At 62.9% G+C, this 17,743-nt stretch carries 15 protein-coding genes; 11 read left to right on the plus strand and 4 right to left on the minus strand.

Annotated elements, in window-relative coordinates; all coding sequences use genetic code 11:
• Positions 1-392: 392 nt before the first annotated feature.
• The 4 genes from J4E08_RS23145 to iolG are packed head-to-tail and all read right to left on the minus strand — an operon-like array spanning position 393 to position 4,505.
• On the minus strand, positions 393-1,412 hold the full coding sequence (locus J4E08_RS23145) for a Gfo/Idh/MocA family protein (RefSeq protein ID WP_349540520.1): 1,020 nt from the start codon (positions 1,410-1,412) through the stop codon (positions 393-395).
• Positions 1,409-2,590, minus strand: a complete 1,182-nt coding sequence (locus tag J4E08_RS23150; protein ID WP_349540521.1) for a Gfo/Idh/MocA family protein — start codon at positions 2,588-2,590, stop codon at positions 1,409-1,411. The genes J4E08_RS23145 and J4E08_RS23150 overlap by 4 nt, the downstream gene beginning before the upstream one ends.
• A complete protein-coding gene (iolE, locus tag J4E08_RS23155; RefSeq protein ID WP_349540522.1) occupies positions 2,587-3,489 on the minus strand; it encodes a myo-inosose-2 dehydratase in 903 nt (300 codons plus the stop codon). Before iolE (J4E08_RS23155) ends, J4E08_RS23150 begins: the two co-directional genes overlap by 4 nt.
• Complete coding sequence (iolG, locus tag J4E08_RS23160) at positions 3,486-4,505, minus strand: inositol 2-dehydrogenase (RefSeq protein WP_349540523.1); 1,020 nt, start codon at positions 4,503-4,505, stop codon at positions 3,486-3,488. Before iolG ends, iolE (J4E08_RS23155) begins: the two co-directional genes overlap by 4 nt.
• 122 nt (positions 4,506-4,627) lie before the next feature.
• On the opposite strand from iolG, the gene J4E08_RS23165 reads away from it, so the two are divergent.
• The 11 genes from J4E08_RS23165 (at position 4,628) to iolE (J4E08_RS23215) (ending at position 17,712) form a co-directional block, all read left to right on the plus strand.
• The gene (locus tag J4E08_RS23165) at positions 4,628-5,644 is read left to right on the plus strand and encodes a substrate-binding domain-containing protein (protein ID WP_349540524.1); all 1,017 of its coding nucleotides are present in this window, start codon (positions 4,628-4,630) and stop codon (positions 5,642-5,644) included.
• A gap of 69 nt (positions 5,645-5,713) precedes the next feature.
• Positions 5,714-6,745 (plus strand): LacI family DNA-binding transcriptional regulator, encoded by a 1,032-nt coding sequence (locus J4E08_RS23170; RefSeq protein WP_349540525.1) that lies wholly within the window; start codon positions 5,714-5,716, stop codon positions 6,743-6,745.
• A gap of 343 nt (positions 6,746-7,088) precedes the next feature.
• Entirely contained in the window at positions 7,089-8,033 is a 945-nt protein-coding gene (locus tag J4E08_RS23175) for a sugar ABC transporter substrate-binding protein (protein ID WP_349540526.1), read from the plus strand.
• An 86-nt stretch (positions 8,034-8,119) separates the two neighbouring features.
• The gene (locus tag J4E08_RS23180) at positions 8,120-9,196 is read left to right on the plus strand and encodes an ABC transporter permease (protein ID WP_349540527.1); all 1,077 of its coding nucleotides are present in this window, start codon (positions 8,120-8,122) and stop codon (positions 9,194-9,196) included.
• A gap of 11 nt (positions 9,197-9,207) precedes the next feature.
• Positions 9,208-10,041 (plus strand): ATP-binding cassette domain-containing protein, encoded by an 834-nt coding sequence (locus J4E08_RS23185; protein ID WP_349540528.1) that lies wholly within the window; start codon positions 9,208-9,210, stop codon positions 10,039-10,041.
• A gap of 106 nt (positions 10,042-10,147) precedes the next feature.
• A complete protein-coding gene (locus J4E08_RS23190; RefSeq protein ID WP_349540529.1) occupies positions 10,148-11,047 on the plus strand; it encodes a sugar phosphate isomerase/epimerase family protein in 900 nt (299 codons plus the stop codon).
• A gap of 10 nt (positions 11,048-11,057) precedes the next feature.
• Positions 11,058-12,104 carry a Gfo/Idh/MocA family protein gene (locus J4E08_RS23195; RefSeq protein WP_349540530.1) on the plus strand — a complete coding sequence of 349 codons (1,047 nt, stop codon included), beginning with the start codon at positions 11,058-11,060 and terminating at the stop codon, positions 12,102-12,104.
• Between the two features lie 13 nt (positions 12,105-12,117).
• The gene (locus tag J4E08_RS23200; protein ID WP_349540531.1) at positions 12,118-12,924 is read left to right on the plus strand and encodes a TIM barrel protein; all 807 of its coding nucleotides are present in this window, start codon (positions 12,118-12,120) and stop codon (positions 12,922-12,924) included.
• Positions 12,925-13,002: 78 nt separating this feature from the next.
• Positions 13,003-14,916, plus strand: coding sequence for a bifunctional 5-dehydro-2-deoxygluconokinase/5-dehydro-2-deoxyphosphogluconate aldolase (locus tag J4E08_RS23205; RefSeq protein WP_349540532.1), 1,914 nt, complete (start codon positions 13,003-13,005; stop codon positions 14,914-14,916).
• Positions 14,913-16,778 (plus strand): 3D-(3,5/4)-trihydroxycyclohexane-1,2-dione acylhydrolase (decyclizing), encoded by a 1,866-nt coding sequence (gene iolD / locus J4E08_RS23210; RefSeq protein ID WP_349540533.1) that lies wholly within the window; start codon positions 14,913-14,915, stop codon positions 16,776-16,778. The genes J4E08_RS23205 and iolD overlap by 4 nt, the downstream gene beginning before the upstream one ends.
• 22 nt (positions 16,779-16,800) lie before the next feature.
• Positions 16,801-17,712 (plus strand): myo-inosose-2 dehydratase, encoded by a 912-nt coding sequence (iolE, locus tag J4E08_RS23215; RefSeq protein WP_349540534.1) that lies wholly within the window; start codon positions 16,801-16,803, stop codon positions 17,710-17,712.
• Positions 17,713-17,743 lie beyond the last annotated feature (31 nt).

A 17,743-nucleotide genomic window follows, 5' to 3' on the forward strand; every position in this document is an offset into this window, starting at 1 on the left:
AAATCCAGGTGCGTGTCGCTGTGCTTAACCGCTACACCGCTCTTGGCATGCCTGTCACAGAGCCCGTGGGGTAACTCCGTCCGGGGAAGGGGGAAGTTCGGCCAGACTTCGATTTGTGCAACAAAGCAGCTCAACGCCAAGATATCTGACAGTGCTGTCCATCTTGGTGTGCCCCAACAGAAGCCGTACTGCCCGCAGGTTGCCGGTTTTCTTGTAGATTTGCGTCACCTCAGTTGATTCTGAGCTTGACCATGAGTGAAACTTCTCAAACAGTGTTATGACTCGTGCGAACCGGGCAGTCTTAGTAATCCTGTTGTGCATAACATCAGACATCTGCTTGTTCTACTTTGAACATCCGGCAGACCCGGCGCGGTTCGCTTGTCAGATGGGCTTTATATGTGCAGTTCACGGCGTATGAGGTCGAGGGTCTGCATCATGTCCAGGGTCGCATCCAGCGGACGTTTGGTCGTCTCCGTCTTTCCCGCCGCGATAGCGCGGGCGACCTCGGCTGCCTCGTAGAACAGCCCTTCAAAGTGGCGGCCCGGGGTCTCCTCATAGTTCAAGCGGATTGAGCCATCGGTTGATAGCACCTCGAACGGACCAGGCAGATTGAATTCGCGACCGAAGCGCACCGTGCCGCCGGTGCCTACGATCGCGGCATTTGTCGGCGTCAGACCGTAAAGCGTCGTCGACATTGTTCCCTGATTGCCTTTTGCGTCCGACAGGATCACCGAAAGCTGCCCGGGGACGCCACTTTCATCGTCCTGCTTCATGCCGACAACCCGTTTGGGCACCCCCATGAGCCGTGTCAGGAGCGAGACGGGATAGGTGCCCAGATCGTAGAGCGGCCCACCGGCAAGGTCGGGCCGGAAGATGCGGTGATCGCGGGTGAAGTATTCGCCATATTCAGTATGGATCGACTTGATCTCGCCAAGAGTGCCCGAGGCGATAATCTGGCCGAGTACGTCAAACTTCGGCAGGAAATAGGTCCAGAGCGCCTCGGCCAAAAACAACCCCTTCTTGCGAGCGACCGCCACCATCTCGGCCGCCTGTGGATGATCGAGAGCCATCGGCTTTTCAACCAAAACGTTTCGTCCAGCCTCGAGCGCCAGCATCACGTGGTCGCGGTGGAAATTGTGCGGGGTCGCCACGTAGATCACGTCGAGACTGTCGTCCCGGACGAGCGAGTCGTAGCTGCCATGTGCGATCTCGATCTGATGGCGGGCGGCGAAGGCGTCGGCACTGTCCTGGTTGCGCGAGCCAACAGCCGCTATCTCCTGCCGTGTATGGGCGCGGGCCGAGCGGATGAACTGGTCGGCGATCCAGCCCGTGCCCAAAATGCCCCAGCGCAGGGCGGGAGCTTTCATCGGATCAGGGATGCGAGATGTCGGCAATTCGGTCAGGAAGGTCATGCGGTGTCTCCTATCACGGTTTGCCAGGCGCGGGTTTCGAGCGAGCGCTCCATCGCATCCATGATGCGCATGTTCTCTAGGCCGAAAGCGAAGTTAGGGTCGCATTCCAGCTCCCCGCAGAGGCCCGAGATGAGGTCGCGGACCTCGATCACCTTGACGTCGAAATATCCCAGGCCCCCGCCGGCGAAGTCGAAGGGGAAGAAGGCCGAGAATTGGGGGATTTGGCTGCCCGCGAGAAGGGTTTTGAACCCCCGGTCGGGTTTCGGATCGCCGAAGCGGGAGACCTTCAGCTCGTTGAACCGCTCGCCATCCATCAGGATCGTACCCTCGGTGCCCGAAACCTCCCACGAGATGCCGAAGACCTTGCCGGCTGAAACGCGGCTCGCTTCGATCGTGCCTCCCGCGCCGCTGGCAAAGCGGACAAGCGCCTGAATCTGATCCTCGTTCTCGACCTCGCGTCGGGGCGCGTCGGCGGCGGCCTTCGCGCTGTAGCTTGCTGCGCCTTGCGGCACGGGACGTGTCGGGAAATAGGTCTGGGTCTGGGCGATGGTGCTCTCGACCGGCCCCATCAGGTATTGCGCGACCGAAATCACGTGGCTCCCCAGATCGCCGAGTGCGCCCGAACCGGCCTCCTTGCGGGTGCAGCGCCACGTGAACGGCAGGTCGGGATCATTGAAGAAGCCCTGGTCGAACCAGCCGCGAAACCGCATGGGCGTGCCGATCTCGCCCTGCTCGATGAGCTGCCGGGCGAGCATTGCCGCCGGCGTCTTCACGTTGTTGAAGGCCATCATGGTCTTCACGCCCTTCGCCTCTGCGGCGGCGGTCATCTCCTCGGCCTCGGCGACCGTGACCGAGAGCGGTTTTTCGCAATAGACGTGCTTGCCTGCGTCGATGGCCGCCAATGCCATCTCGTGGTGCAGGAGATTAGGCGAGGTGATGTCGACCACGTCGATCGTGGGATCCTCGATCAGCGCGCGCCAGTCGCCGGTATGTCGTTCGAACCCGAAGCGGGAAGCGGCGCTTTCGGCCAGATCGGCGCTTGCATCGGCCAGCATCGACAGATGCGGTACGCCCGGCAGGTCGCGATAGAGCATCGCTGCACGGCGGAACGCGTCCGCATGGGCCTGCCCCATGAAGCCCGAGCCGATCAGGCCGATATTGATGGTCTTCTGTGTCATTTTTTGTCTCCAAAGAGGCTTGTGATGTGGGCGTGCGCGCGTCGGACCGCGGGGAAGGGGGGCGCAAGCGCGGGGTCCTGCTCGGCCTCGACGACGAGCCAGCCCTCATAGCCGCTGTCTTCGACGAAGCGGGCGAGCGGCCCGAAATCGAGATCGCCGTCGCCCGGCACCGTGAACATGCCCGTGCGCACGCCTGCGTTGAAACTGAGGTCCTCGCGACGGATGCGGTCGAAGACGACCTTGCGCACGTCCTTGAGGTGGATATGCGCCACCCTGTCGCCGTGCCGCTCGATCAGGTGGGTGTAATCGACGCCGCCCGCGACCGCGTGTCCCGTATCAAGAAGAAGACCCACCTCTGGACCCGCGTGATGCATGAGCCTGTCGATCTCGTCGCCAGTCTCGGCCACCATCATCAGGTGGTGGTGGTAGGCCAGCCGGAGGCCATGGTCCTCCATCAAACGGTGCGCAAAGTCGGTCAGGCGCTGCGCGTAGGCGCGCACTTCGCCTTTGGGCATGATCCGGCGGACCGACATGCCCACGTCCAGCGGATCTCCATCTGCCATCATCGCGGTCTCGCCGTAGACCATGACCTTGCATCCCATGGCTGATAGGAGACGGGCGTGATCCGCGACGGCCGTCATCTCGGCTTCGACCCCATCCTCGGCCAGCCGCCCGGAATGCCAGCCAGAGGCCAGGTCCAGCCCGAAGCCGTCCAGCAGATCCGTCAGCGCGCCGGAATCGGTCGGGAACTTGCGGCTGGTTTCAACGCCGGTGTAGCCGGCTTCCGCCGCCTCGCGCAGACAGGTCTCGGCCGGTGTATCGCGGCCGAACTCCTCGATAACTTCGTTAATCCAAGACAGGGGGCTCACTCCAAGGCGCACGGTCGGGGGCAGGCTCATGACGCGGCCTCGGGCATCCAGTTCGGACCAAAGGCAACCACCTGGCCGATGGTGGCCGAGACGATGGCGGCCTCGACCAGCCGCTGCGCCTCAAAGCCGTCACGAATGGTCGTGAGTGCCGGCGTGCCGTCGCGGATTAAGTCCACGAAGGCCGTCATCTCGTCGCGGTAGGCGTCCGCGAACCGTTCGATGAAATAGTTCATCGGAGGAGCGGCGGTGCTGCCGTCTGAGCGAGCGATGCGAACGCTCGAGGCGGGCTTGTTGTCCACGAACAGCACCTCGTGCTCGCAAAGCGCCTCAAGCCGCTGGTCATAGCCCAACGGACCGCGCCGGCAGTTGATCACCTGAGCCATGCGGCCCGAGACAGTGGTCAGAGTGATCATCAAGGTATCGATGTCACCGGTCTCGCCGATCTCGGGCGAGATCAGGCAGGATCCGGTGGCGTAGACTGTCGCGATGTCCTCTTCCAGCAGGAACCGGCACATGTCCATGTCGTGGATGGCGGTATCCCGGAACATGCCACCCGAGGTCCGCACATACGAGGCCGGCGGCGGCGTGGGGTCGCGCGAAACCATCGTCACATGTTCCAGCCTGCCCGCCGTGCCGTCGGCGATGCGATCCCGTACCTGCCGGAAGCTAGGATCGTAGCGCCGCTGAAAGCCCAGCATGCAGGCGATGCCGGACGCCTCGACCGCGCGTGCGGCCTCTGCCACCTGCGCAAAATCGAGGCTGACGGGCTTTTCGCAGAACACCGCCTTTTTCGCCGCGGCCGCGCGATGCAGCAGCGGCGCATGGCTGTCGGTCGAACTGGCGATGAGGATGCCATCGACCGTGTCGTCCGAGAAAACGGTGTCAACATCGGTCACAATGGCACCGGTGCGGGCGGCAAGATCCTTGGCCTCGGGGCCCGCGACCGGGTCGACAATATAGACGAGCGCCGCGCCGGGCAGGGCTGCGGCATTCAAGGCATGCACCTGACCGATACGCCCCGCGCCGAAACAAGCCAGCTTGATCATGATGTTCTTCCCTCCGTATGGACGCCCCCCTTCGCTCCTCAAACGGGGGCTGCCGCCTTTTTAGGATTGCGCAGGGGGTGTCGATACAGCAGGCTTGATGAAATTTCCTCAGACGGTGTGACATGGGGTTCAAGGCGACCGCACGCGATGTGGCCCGTGAGGCGGGCGTTTCGCTCGCGACAGTGGACAGAGTGCTGAACAACCGCGGCGGGGTCACCCCGGAAAAGGAACGTCGCGTCGTGCTGGCGGCGCGGCGCCTGAAACTGGACCGTGCGCTTGATTTTCGCGCTGCGCGAACGCTGCGGATCGGTGTGTTTGTGCAACCCCCGTCAAACCCGTTCCACGCCGCGCTGGCGCGCGCGGTCGACGCGCAGAACCGGGGGCCGAACCCGTTCAATTTCGAGCTTTCGGTCGTTCATATCATTCCGGGGGCGGCGCAGCGCACGGCGCGCGCGATCCGTGAAAATGCCGCCCGGTTCGACGCGCTGATGATCTGTGCCGCCGAGCAGCCGGACATTGCCGCCGCACTTTGTGACTTCGCGGGTCAGGCAAAGCCCGTGGTCGCGCTTGCAACAGATTTCACAGCGCAGGTGCCGCATATCTATGTCGGGCCCGACAATGTCCGCGCGGGGCGCGTTGCCGGACATCTCATGGGCCGCTTTATGGGCGCGGCGGGCGGCGAGGTGCTCGTCATCGCGGGCATGACGGCCATGATTGGTCACCGGGAGCGGCGTGAGGGCTTTCGTGCTGCGCTGACCGAGGGCTTTCCGAATGTCCGCATCGCGGAAGAGGTCGAAAGCGGCGAGATCGGAGAGAAGGCCGGGCAACTCGTCGTGCAGGCGCTCGCGCAGCATCCGGGCCTGCGCGGCATCTACAACGCTTCGGCAGGTGCGACCGAGATCGCTAAGGCGCTGTCTCGCGTCGCAGAGCCGAACCGCTGTCTTTTCATCACCCATGAGTTGACCGAAGGTCGACGGCGTCTGCTTCGCGCGGGCCTGATCGACGCGATCATCGACCAGGATCCGGACATGGAGATCCGGGTGGCAGTCGACGCGCTCGCGGCGCAGTTCGGGCGGCTGGGGGCAGGCCCCTCCAATACGGTGACCCCCGTCCAGATCCATATATGTGAGAGTTGCTGAGATTTCTCGATAGCTGTTGCGGTCTCACGCCGATGGACCTTAGGATTGTAGTGCATCAGGAGTGATTGAATGTCATCAAGGCCGACCATCAAAGACATCGCCGCTGAAGCCGGGGTGAGCACTGCAACCGTCGATCGGGTCTTGAACGGCCGGGTTCAGGTGCGCGATGAAACGGTGCGCAAGGTAGCCGATGCCGCGCACCGCATCGGCTATCACGCCCTGGGATTGATAGACCAGCGGCTGGCGCCGAACGTGCCGAAGATGACCTTCGGATTCGTGCTGCACAAGGAAAAGCAGGCATTCTATCAGAACTTCGCGCGCGAGCTTGAGCGCGCTGTCGCCAACCGGCGCGACATTCACGGCAAGGCGGTTATCCGTTTTGCTGCCGATCAGAGCGCCGAAGGATTTCTGCGGGAAATCGAATCTATCTCGGGGAAGGTGGATGCGCTCGCCAGTTCAGCGATCAACCATCAGAACATCAATCGAGAGGTCCAGCGTCTGAAGGATCGGGGTATCCCGTGCTTCGCACTTTTGAACGACTTTGCGCAGGGCGTGCGAGAAAATTACCTGGGCCTCAATAACATGCAGGTCGGGCGCCTTGCTGCCTGGCTGATCAGCCGTACCCAGTCAGGACCGGGCAAGGCCGCTGTATTTGTCGGTGGAAACCGCTGGCATGGGCATCAGCTGCGTGAAACCGGGTTCCGGAGTTTCTTGCGTGAAAGCTCGCGGGATTTGACGGTTGTCGACACCCTCGTGAACCTCGAAACCCGCACTGTCACCCATGAAGCAACGATTGATCTGCTTGCGCGTCATTCCGATCTACGCGGCATCTACGTGGCCGGCGGGGGGATGGAAGGTGCCATTGCCGCCCTGAGGGAAGTCCGCCAGCCCGAAGAAGTCTCGCTCGTGGTGAACGAACTGACTGAGGAAAGCCGCGCGGCGATGGTCGATGGATATGTCACCATGGTCATCGCAACCCCCTTGGCGCAACTCTGCGCCGATCTGGTAGAAATGATGATCAACGCCGTGCAATCAGGATCTGCCGAGACACCGGGCCAGCATTTTCTGGATCCGACGCTGCATCTTCCGGAATCTATCTAAAGTCGCGCCTGCCAGTCTATGATTGAATTACATCATTTTAGCCGCCCGTTGTGTCATCATAGATGATGTGAAAAACATCCTCTCAATTGACTGGATTGGAATTTCACATCAAGGTGACCCTGCCAAGCGAGAGGACAGTGGACCTCGAGAATGGTGGGAGGAATTCAGGGGGCAGTCGAGGCTGGGGCGCTTTGCCGTCGCTGGGAGGCGATGGGGGCTTTCTGCCTTGTTTCGACGACAGCTGGAAATCCTCTTTCGAGCGCGCGGCGTGCCGTATCTTCGGTGCCCGCTCCGGTGGATCGCGAGGAGCCGCCGGGCAATACTTATGGGAGGAGACCCTGAGATGAAAAAGTTTATCGCTGCCACCACGTTGGCGACCCTGATGTCGACCTCGGCCATGGCAGAGACGATCGGCGTTTCGATGGCGCTGTTCGACGACAACTTCCTGACGGTCCTTCGGAACGGCATGATCGAGCAGGCTGAAGGCATGGATGATGTCGATGTCCAGGTCGAGGATGCGCAGAACGACGTGGCCCGTCAGCTGGACCAGATCAACAACTTCATCGCCTCGGGTGTCGATGCGATCATCGTCAATCCGGTCGATACGTCGGCCACGCAGGCCATGTCCAATGCTGCGGCAGGTGCCGGTGTGCCGCTGGTCTACGTGAACCGCATGCCGGTCAATGTCGATACGCTGCCCGACAGCCAGGCCTTTGTCGCCTCCGACGAGCGAGAGTCGGGCACGCTCCAGACCGTTGAAATCTGTGACCTTCTGGCCGCGCAAGGCAAGGATCCCGCGCGAATCTATGTTATGATGGGCGAGTTGTCCAATCAGGCCGCCGTTGTGCGCACCCAAGACATCGACGACGTGATCGCGAACGATCAGTGCGCCGTCGAGATCCAGGAGATCGACCGCCAGACCGCGAATTGGTCGCGCGATGAGGCGCAGGATCTGATGACCAACTGGCTGTCGACCGGCGAGCCTTTCGATGCGCTGATCGCCAACAACGACGAGATGGCCATTGGCGCGCTGCAGGCCATGAAGACATCGGGTATCGTCATGGATGACGTCATTGTCGGCGGTATCGACGCGACGCAGGACGCCCTTCTTGCGATGGCGGCGGGCGAGTTGGACGTCACAGTGTTTCAGGATGCTGCCGGCCAAGGGGCCGGTGCTCTTGACGCTGCGCTGAAGTTGGCGAACGGGGAAGATGTCGACACGCGTGTGTACGTTCCATTCCAGCTCGTGACGCAGGAGAACATGTCGGACTTCACAACGAAGAACTGACGTTTTCCGGAACATCCCGGGCGCCGCCTGAACGCGTCCGGGATATCCACGCATATTGCACATCCAAGGGAAGGAGGGTCAAGGTCATGGCCGAAGCAACGCATGGGATTGGCGGGCTGACGTTCGATACGTCAAAACGCAGCATGCCCCCGGAAGCCGGGGTCGCCATTGCCCTCGTGCTTATCGTCGTCGTGTTCGAGCTGCTCGGGCGGTTTCTGATGGATGACAGTTTTCTTTTCAACACACGAGAGAACGTGGACGGTCTGTTCAACGTCGCGCGGTTGAAGATTATTGTCCTTCAGGTCTCGATCATCGGGATCATTGCCCTTGGCGTGACGCAGGTGATTATCACCGGGGGAATCGACTTGTCCTCGGGCTCTATCGTCGCGGCGACAGCAATGATCGCCATGAGTTTCGCGCAGGTCGGCGAGATCAACGGCCTCCAGAACAGCCGGGCGATTTTTTTCGAGCAGGGGTTGGTCGATCTGCCCCTGATCCTGCCGATCGCGGTGGGCCTGGCCTGCGGGCTGGTTGCCGGTCTGATCAACGGCGCGCTCGTCGCCTATACCGGCATCCCGCCCTTCATTGCGACGCTGGGCATGATGGTTTCGGCGCGGGGCGTTGCCAAGTGGTGGACCGCCGGTCAGCCGGTGTCCTTTCCGACCGAAAGCTATGCCGCCATCGGCGGTGGCATGATGCCGGTTTTCATCTTCGCCTTCCTTGCGATCCTGTTCCACCTGATCCTGCGCCATACGGTCTATGGCAAGCACACCTACGCTATCGGATCAAGCGAGGCGGCGGCGCGCATGTCGGGCATCAAGGTCGCGCGTCACAAGGTGCTGGTCTACACGATCGCGGGTCTGTTGGCCGGGGTTGCGGCTCTGGTGCTCAGTTCCAAGAACCTGACCGCGCAGGCCGGCATGGGCATGATGTATGAACTTGATGCCATCGCGATGGCCGTGATTGGCGGCATCTCCTTGCAAGGGGGGCGCGGTTCGGTGCTCGGCACCGTGCTGGGGGCACTGATCTTTGGGGTCATCATCTCGGGGTTCACGTTTCTGCGTCTCGACGCCTACTACCAGGAAATGGTGAAGGGCGCGATCATCGTGGGCGCCGTGGTTCTCGATCAATGGCGCCAGCGACGCGCCGCAATCGACATGTAAGGGAGGACACCATGGCAAGCGACATCCAGACAAATCTGACAGGGGCCACCGCGCCCAGGTCCGACGCCCGGCTTGGCGACGTCATTCTGCGCACCGAGGGGCTCACCAAGCACTACGGCGGCGTCCACGCCCTGAGCGAGTGCAACTTCGAGATCCGCAAGGGTGAGCACGTGGCGATCATGGGGGACAACGGGGCGGGCAAGTCGACCTTCGTGCGCCAGATCACTGCGGTCGAACAACGCACCGCCGGCAAGGTCTGGTTCGACGGCGGCTACGTCGACTTCGATGGCCCGCTCGAGGCGCGCGAGGCCGGGATCGAGACCGTGTTCCAGACGCTTGCGCTGGCCGACCATCTCGACGTGCCCGACAACCTGTTCCTGGGCCGGGAAAAAACCCGCCTGAACTGGCTGGGGCCGTTCCGGCTGCTTGATTACAAGGGCATGCGCGAGGCGACACGCCAAGGGTTGGAAAAGACCGGTGTGAAGATCCCCAACTTGTCGAACACGATCCAGAATATGTCGGGGGGGCAGCGGCAATGCGTCGCCATCGCGCGCACCGCAACTTTCCACTCCAAGCTCACCATCATGGACGAGCCGACGGCGGCGCTTGGCGTCCAGGAAACAGAGCAGGTCGAAAACATCATCCGCACGCTGAAGGAACAGGGCGAGCCGCTCATCCTGATCAGCCACAACATGCGGCAGGTGATGGATCTGTGCGATCGCATCGTCGTGTGGCGGCGTGGCCGTGTCGTTGCGAACCTGCGCAAGGAAGAGACCGACGGCCAGGACGTGGTCGCCTACATCACCGGCGCCAAGACACAGCCGGAATACGCGGACGCCGCCTGACTTTCACCCCATCGACCGGGCCGAGATGTCCGGTCGCCAAGACCACCTGCCGGCGGCAAGGCCCTGCGCCCCGCCAATGGCCGCCTGCACCCTGGAGGCACCCGAAATGAAGATTGCCATCGACCCGTTCATGCACCGCCACCTCAGCCTCGAAGAGCTGCCCTCGAAGGTGGCAGAGCTTGGCTACGAACATATCGAACTCAGCCCGCGCGCAGATTTTCTTGAATGGTTCAAGGCGCCGCGCGTGTTTCCTGACCGCATCAAGCGGTTCAAGAAGGCGCTGTCCGATGCCCAGGTCGAGGTTGCGACGCTGCTCCCGATGTACCGCTGGGCCTCGAACGACGAGGAAGAGCGCAAGGCAGCCGTCCGCCACTGGAAGCGCGCCATCGAGATCGCCGTCGAACTGGGCGTCGACACGATGAACAGCGAATTCGGCCGCGGCCCGCATCCTGACAAGGGCACCTGCTACTGCTGCCACACAGGCAGCATGATCGAAGCCTGCGAAGATGCGTGGTGGCGGTCGATGGAGGAACTGGTGCCGGTCCTCGAGAAGGAGGGCATCCAGCTCAACATCGAACCCCATCCCGAAGACTGGGTCGAGACGCTGCAGCCCTCGGTCGACCTGATCCGCACGGTGAATTCGAAGAACGTGCGCTTTCTCTACTGCACGCCGCACACCTTCTATTTCGGCGACGACACCGTGGCGATGCTGCGTGAATGCGCCGACGTGCTCGCACATGTCCACATCGCGGACACGTTCAACCACAAGGCCAGCTCCGGCCTTCGCTACATCATCAATCCTCCCGGATCGTCCGCCCGCGTTCACCAGCACCTGAACATCGGGCAGGGCGAGGTGCCGTGGGACGATTTCTACAAAACGCTCGCCGAAATCGGGTTCGACGGGATCATGACCGCCTGCGTCTTCGCCTGGGAAGAGAAGGCCGACGAGAGCGGCAAGTTCATGCGCGCAGAGATGCAGCGCCTCATCGACAAGCATTTCAACTGAGGATCACAAAATGACTATTTCTCAGACCATCTCGGCCGACACCGGCACCCGACCCGTCCGTATCGGTGTCATCGGCACCGGCATGATCGGCACCGACCATACCCGCCGCATCCAGGAGGTGCTGACCGGCGCCGAGGTCGTGGGTCTTTACGACTATGCGCCTGCGAACGCCGAAAAGCTCAAGGGCCCGCATGCGCCGAGCGCGCAGGTCTTTGACAGCGGCGAGGCGCTGATCGCGTCGGGCGACATCGACGCAGTGCTCGTCTGCTCGACTGGCTCCACGCACGAGCAATACGTTCTCGCGGCCATCGCAGCGGGCAAGCCCGTGTTCTGCGAGAAGCCGCTGGCAACCACCGCCGAAGCTGCGAAGGGCATCGTCGACGCCGAGGTGAAGGGCGGCAAGCGTTTGGTTCAGGTCGGCTTCATGCGTCGCTTCGACCAAGGCTACAACATGCTGAAGCGCACGATGGAGGAAGAGCTGGGCGAACCACTCATGATCCATTCCTGCCACCGCAATCCGACCGTGCCCGAGCAATACGTGACGCCCATGGCGATCCACGACACCTTCATCCACGAGATCGACACGTTCCGCTGGCTGCTGGACGACGACTTCGTCTCGGCGCAGGTCGTCTTTCCGCGCAAGACGAAGCACGCCCATGCCAAGGTCGCGGACCCGCAGATCGTGCTGCTCGAAACCTCGAAAGGTGTGCGGATCGACTGCGAGATCTTCGTCAACTGCCGGTACGGCTACGACATCCAGTGCCAGATCGTCGGCGAGGAGGGGGTTGCCAACCTGCCCGAGCCCATGGCCATCGCCACCCGCAAGGAAGCGCGTCTGGGCCAGTCGATCCTGACCGACTGGAAGGACCGGTTCAAATCCGCCTTCGATGCCGAGCTTCAGGATTTCATCGACCGCGTGCCCGGCGGCACCACCGGCGGCCCGTCCGCCTGGGACGGCTACGTCGCGGCGATCTCGTCGGATGCCTGCGTCGAAGCGCAGGAAACAGGCAAGATCGTCGACATCTCCCTGCCGGCCCGCCCGGCGCTTTATGACTGAGAGGGTCTGGACTATGGATTTTGCAATCAACCACATCTCAACGCCGAAACTGTCGGTACAGGACTTCTTCGCGATGGTCCGGCGGCTTGGATCCGATAAGGTCGAGATACGCAACGACATCCCCGATGTGATGAACACCCTCGCACCCGGGGAGGTGAAGGCGGCGGCCGAGGCGGCTGGCGTCACGATCCTGTCGATCAACGCACTTTATCCGTTCAACGTCTGGTCTGGCGATCTACCGGCCCGGGCTGAGACGATGGCAGACTATGCCGCCGCTTGCGGCGCCAAGGCGCTGGTGATGTGTCCACTGAACGATGGCACATCAGTGTCGCGCGATGACCTCGTCGAGGCGCTGAAGAACATGGCACCGATCCTGCGTGAGCGGGGTCTGACCGGCCTTGTTGAGACGCTGGGGTTTCCGGTGTCGTCCATGAGAACCAAGGCTGAGGCGATCGCGGCCGTTGAGGCGGCGGGCGGCGCGGATGTCTACAAGCTGATGCACGACACCTTCCACCATCACCTTGCGGGCGAGACAGAGTTCTTCCCCGAATGGACCGGCCTCGTACACATCTCGGGCGTGACGGACCCGGACGTGACCGTGGACGACATGCTGGACGCGCATCGCGTGCTGGTCGACGGCGATGACCGGCTGGAGAACATCCCGCAGATCAAGGCCCTCCTGGCCGCGGGTTACGACGGGCCGATCTCCTTCGAGCCCTTCGCCGAGGAGGTTCACGCGCTTGACGACCCCGAAGCGGCGCTGCGCGAGAGCATCGGTTTCGTGACCGCAGGGGTCAAGGACACCGCGTCGGCACAGTGATCGGTGCGGACAGGCCGGGCGATCGTCTCCTCCCAAGGTCGCCCGGCCAACTCTATGGACGAATGAAGGAATGCGGACATGAAGACCCTTGACGTCATCACAATCGGCCGGTCCTCGGTGGACCTTTACGGCGATCAGATCGGCGGGCGGCTCGAGGATATGGGGTCGTTCTCCAAGTATATCGGCGGCTCGCCCACCAATATCGCCTGCGGGACGGCGCGGCTTGGCCTGAAGTCGGCCGTCATCACCGGTGTCGGTGACGAGCACATGGGCCGCTTCATAACCGAACAACTGACCCGCGAGGGCGTGAACACCGATGGCGTGAAGGTCGATCCCGACCGGCTGACGGCACTTGTCTTGCTGGGCATCCGCGACCAGGAGCAGTTCCCGCTGATCTTCTACCGTTCGGACTGCGCCGATATGGGGCTGACCGAGGACGACATCGACGAGAATTTCATTCGCAGCGCCCGCGCGGTCGTGGCGACCGGTACCCACCTGTCCCATCCCAAGGTAGAGGCGGCGACGCTCAAGGCGCTGAAGATCGCGCGTGAGGCCGGCCTGCAGACCGCGCTCGACATCGACTATCGCCCGAACCTCTGGGGCGTCGCCGGCCACGGCGAGGGTGAAAGCCGGTTTGTCGAGAGCGCCGCGGTGACAGGCAAGCTTCAGGAATCGCTTCATTATTTCGACGTGATCGTTGGGACAGAGGAAGAATTTCACATCGCCGGTGGGACAACCGATACGATTGCGGCGCTGCGGGCTGTGCGCAGTGTTTCGGATGCGACGCTGGTGTGCAAGCGCGGGCCGATGGGGGCGTCTGCCTTCGCGGGCGCGATCCCGGACAACCTTGATGACGGTCAGACCGGTCCGGGCTTCCCCATCGAGGTCTTCAACGTGCTGGGGGCAGGCGACGGATTCATGTCGGGGCTAATCAAGGGCTGGCTCGATGGCGAAGACTGGCCGACCACGCTGAAATACGCCAATGCCTGCGGGGCCTTCGCCGTCTCGCGTCATGGCTGCACCCCGGCCTACCCGTCGTGGGAGGAGCTTCAGTTCTTCTTCGAGCGGGGCATCGTGCGGCCGGACCTGCGCAAAGACGTGGACCTCGAACAGGTCCACTGGGCCACTAATCGCGCGGGCGACTGGACCTCGGTCAAGACCTTTGCGTTTGACCACCGCGTGCAGATCGAGGAAATGGAAGGCTACACCCTAGAGAAGGGGTCGGCCTTCAAGGAACTGTGCCTTGACGCGGCGCTGCGGGTGCAAGCCGGTCGACCCGGCTACGGCATCCTTTGCGACAACCGCATCGGCCGCACGGCCTTGCACAAGGCGTCGGGCACCGGGCTCTGGATCGGCAGGCCGACGGAGCTTCCCGGGTCTCGGCCCATCGAGTTCGAGCCGGAACTGGGTGACGATCTCGGCGGCCTGCGCGAATGGGCCAAGGAGAATGTCGTGAAGCTTCTGGTCTTCTGCCACCCGGACGACGACGACAAGACGGCAGGCATGCAGGTCGCACGGGTCAAGCGGCTCTTCACGGCTGCGCGGCGCAACAACCTTGAGTTCCTGCTGGAGATCATCCCGTCGAAGGTCGGGCCCGTCGACAACGAGACCTCCGCGAGACTGATCCAGACGTTCTATGACGCGGGGGTTTATCCCGATTGGTGGAAACTCGAACCCTTCAAATCCCGGGCCGCTTGGCAGAACGCCGTCGACGCGATCGAGCGCAACGATCCGCGCACGCGCGGCATCGTTGTGCTGGGCCTCGACGCGCCCGAGGCCGAGCTGGCCGAAAGCTTCCGGCTGGCGGCTTCGTTCCCGCTGGTTCGGGGCTTTGCTGTCGGCAGAACCGTCTTCGGTCAGGTTGCCCGCGACTGGATGGCGGACCGGATCGGCGACGCCGAGGCTGTTTCGACAATGGCCGACAATTACACGCGGCTCTGCCGCATCTGGGACAACGCGCGCGCAGGCGCGAAGGAGGAGGTGGTCGCATGACCAACACGATCAAGCTCACGGCCGCGCAGGCCATGGTGAAATGGCTCTCGGTCCAGATGATGGAAGCGGAGTCCTCAAGCAGTGAAGCGGTAGGGCAACCAAAGCTCGAACGCTTTATCGAAGGCGTCTGGGCCATCTTCGGCCACGGCAACGTTGCCGGTGTCGGCGAGGCGCTGCATCGGTATCGTGACGATATCCCGACGTGGCGCGGCCAGAACGAACAGACCATGGCCCATGCCGCCATCGCTTACGCCAAGACCAAGCGGCGGCTGAAGGCGATGGCCATCACGTCCTCCATCGGGCCGGGCTCGACCAACATGGTCACGGCCTGCGCGCTTGCGCACGTGAACCGTCTGCCGGTCCTGATGATCTGCGGCGATGTCTTCGCCAACCGGCGCCCCGATCCGGTGCTGCAGCAAATCGAGGATTTCGACGACGGCACGATTTCGGCCAACGACTGCTTCCGCCCAGTCGCGCGCTATTTTGATCGCATCTCGCGGCCTGAACATTTGTTGACCGCCTTGCCGCGCGCGATGGCGACGATGACCGATCCGCAGAATTGCGGCCCAGTTGTTCTCGGCTTTTGCCAGGACGTCCAAGCCGAGGAATTCGACTACCCCGAGGATTTCTTCGCGCCGCGCACGTGGCGCATCCGTCGGCCGGAGCCCGACGCGCGCGAGGTGGCCGACGTGGCCCGGATGATTGCCGAGGCCGAGTGCCCGGTGATCGTTTCGGGCGGCGGCGTGCTTTATTCCGGGGCCGACGAGACGCTTCGTACCTTTGCCGAGACGCATAACATTCCCGTGCTGGAAACCCAGGCCGGCAAGGGCGGCATCGCCGCGAGCCACGCGCTGAACTTCGGCTCTCCTGGCGTGACCGGATCGGGCTGCGGCAACGAACTGGCGGCGAAGGCGGACCTTGTCATCGGGGTGGGCACGCGGTTCCAGGACTTCACCACCGGCTCTTGGACGGTCTTCGGCCGCGAGGGGCGCAAGCTCGTTTCGATCAACCTGCATCCCTATGACGCGTCCAAGCACCTTGCGACACCGCTCGTCTGTGATGCGAAGGTCGCGCTGGAGAAGTTGACCGCAGCACTCGGCGATCTGCGCTTCGACGCGCATGATCCGTCCGCGCGCGAGGATTGGAACGCTGAGGTGGGCCGCGTCACCGCCGCGCCCGAGGCTGACGCCAACGCGCTGCCCACCGACGCGCAGGTGATCGGGGCCGTGCAGAGGATTTCAGAGGACAACACCGTCGCGATGTGTGCCGCCGGAACGATGCCCGGCGCGCTTCAGGTGCTTTGGCAGGCCGCGAGGGGCGGATACCACATGGAATACGGCTATTCCTGCATGGGCTACGAGGTCGCGGGGGCCATGGGCATCAAGCTTGCCGCGCCAGAGAAAGAGGTGATCTGCTTCGTCGGCGACGGCTCGTACATGATGGCCAACTCGGAGCTTGCTACCGCAGTTGCGCGGAAGGTGCCCTTTACCGTCGTCCTGACCGACAATTCGGGCTACGGCTGCATCAACCGCCTTCAGATCGAATGCGGCGGGGCCGAGTTCAACAACATGTACAAGGACAGCGACGTCTGGCCGAAGATCGATTTCGTCGCGCATGCCGCATCGATGGGAGCACATGCCGAGAAGGCCGCCGACATCGCCGATCTGGAGCGAAAGATCGTCGAGGCGCGCAGCCGCGACGTGCCGAGCGTGATCCTGATCGAGACCGACGCCGTGCCCGGAGCCGGGGCGGGTGGCCACTGGTGGGATGTGGCCGTGCCACAGACTGGCGGCCCCGACCGGCTTGACGAGGCGCGCGGGCGCTACGACGCGAACGCGGCGCTTCAAAGAACCTTCAACTGACTTGTCCTTCGGGAGACACACCATGATCCTTTACGGCACGAACCCCATCGCGTGGTCCAACGACGACGACTGGTCCATCGGCGATCACCTGAGCCTTGACGACTGCCTGACGGATTGCCGCGAGATCGGCTTCGACGGGATCGAGAAGGGTCACAAGATGCCCGATGACGGCGCCGCGCTGAAACAGGCGCTGGGCGCCTACGGGCTGCGCTTCGCGGCGGGCTGGTTCTCGACCAATATCCTCACGAACGACATCGAGACCGAAAAGGCCCGACTGAAGGCGTGGATCGATTTCACCCAGGCCGCCGGCGGCGACCACATCAATGCCTGCGAATGCTCGAATACCGTCCATGGCAGCGACGGGATCCCGGTGAACGACCGCCCCATCATGACCGATGCCGAATGGGATCGCTTTTCGACCGGCTACGAGGCGCTTTCGGCCTATGCGCACACGCTTGGCGTCAAGATGGGCTATCATCACCACATGGGCACGATCATCGAAAGCGCGGCGGACATCGACCGCTTCATGAAGATGGCGGGCCCTGAAACGCGACTGCTGCTAGATACCGGCCATGCCTGGTTCGGCGGCGCCGACCCGGCCGAAGTCGCGCAAAAATACATGGATCGCGTCAGCCACATCCATTGCAAGAACGTGCGCCCGGACATTGCAAGGCAGGTCCGCGAGCAGGGCCTTTCGTTTCTCGAAGGTGTGCGCCGTGGCGCTTTCACCGTTCCCGGCGATGCAGAGGGTGTGGTGGACTTTGCCCCCGTGCTGAAGGTCGCTGCGCAGCATGGTTACACCGGCTGGCTGGTCATTGAAGCGGAGCAGGACAGCGCCGTGCGCGACCCGAGGCAATATCAGGATCTCGGTCTACGGGAGCTGAAGCGCATGGCGGCAGAGGCAGGGCTGGACAGCACTCGTGCGGCTGTTTGATCCCGCACACGCTTTTTTCGCCCCCCTCTGG

Origin of the sequence: Sagittula sp. NFXS13 (assembly GCF_040148795.1) — a bacterium.
GTDB lineage: Bacteria > Pseudomonadota > Alphaproteobacteria > Rhodobacterales > Rhodobacteraceae > Sagittula > Sagittula marina.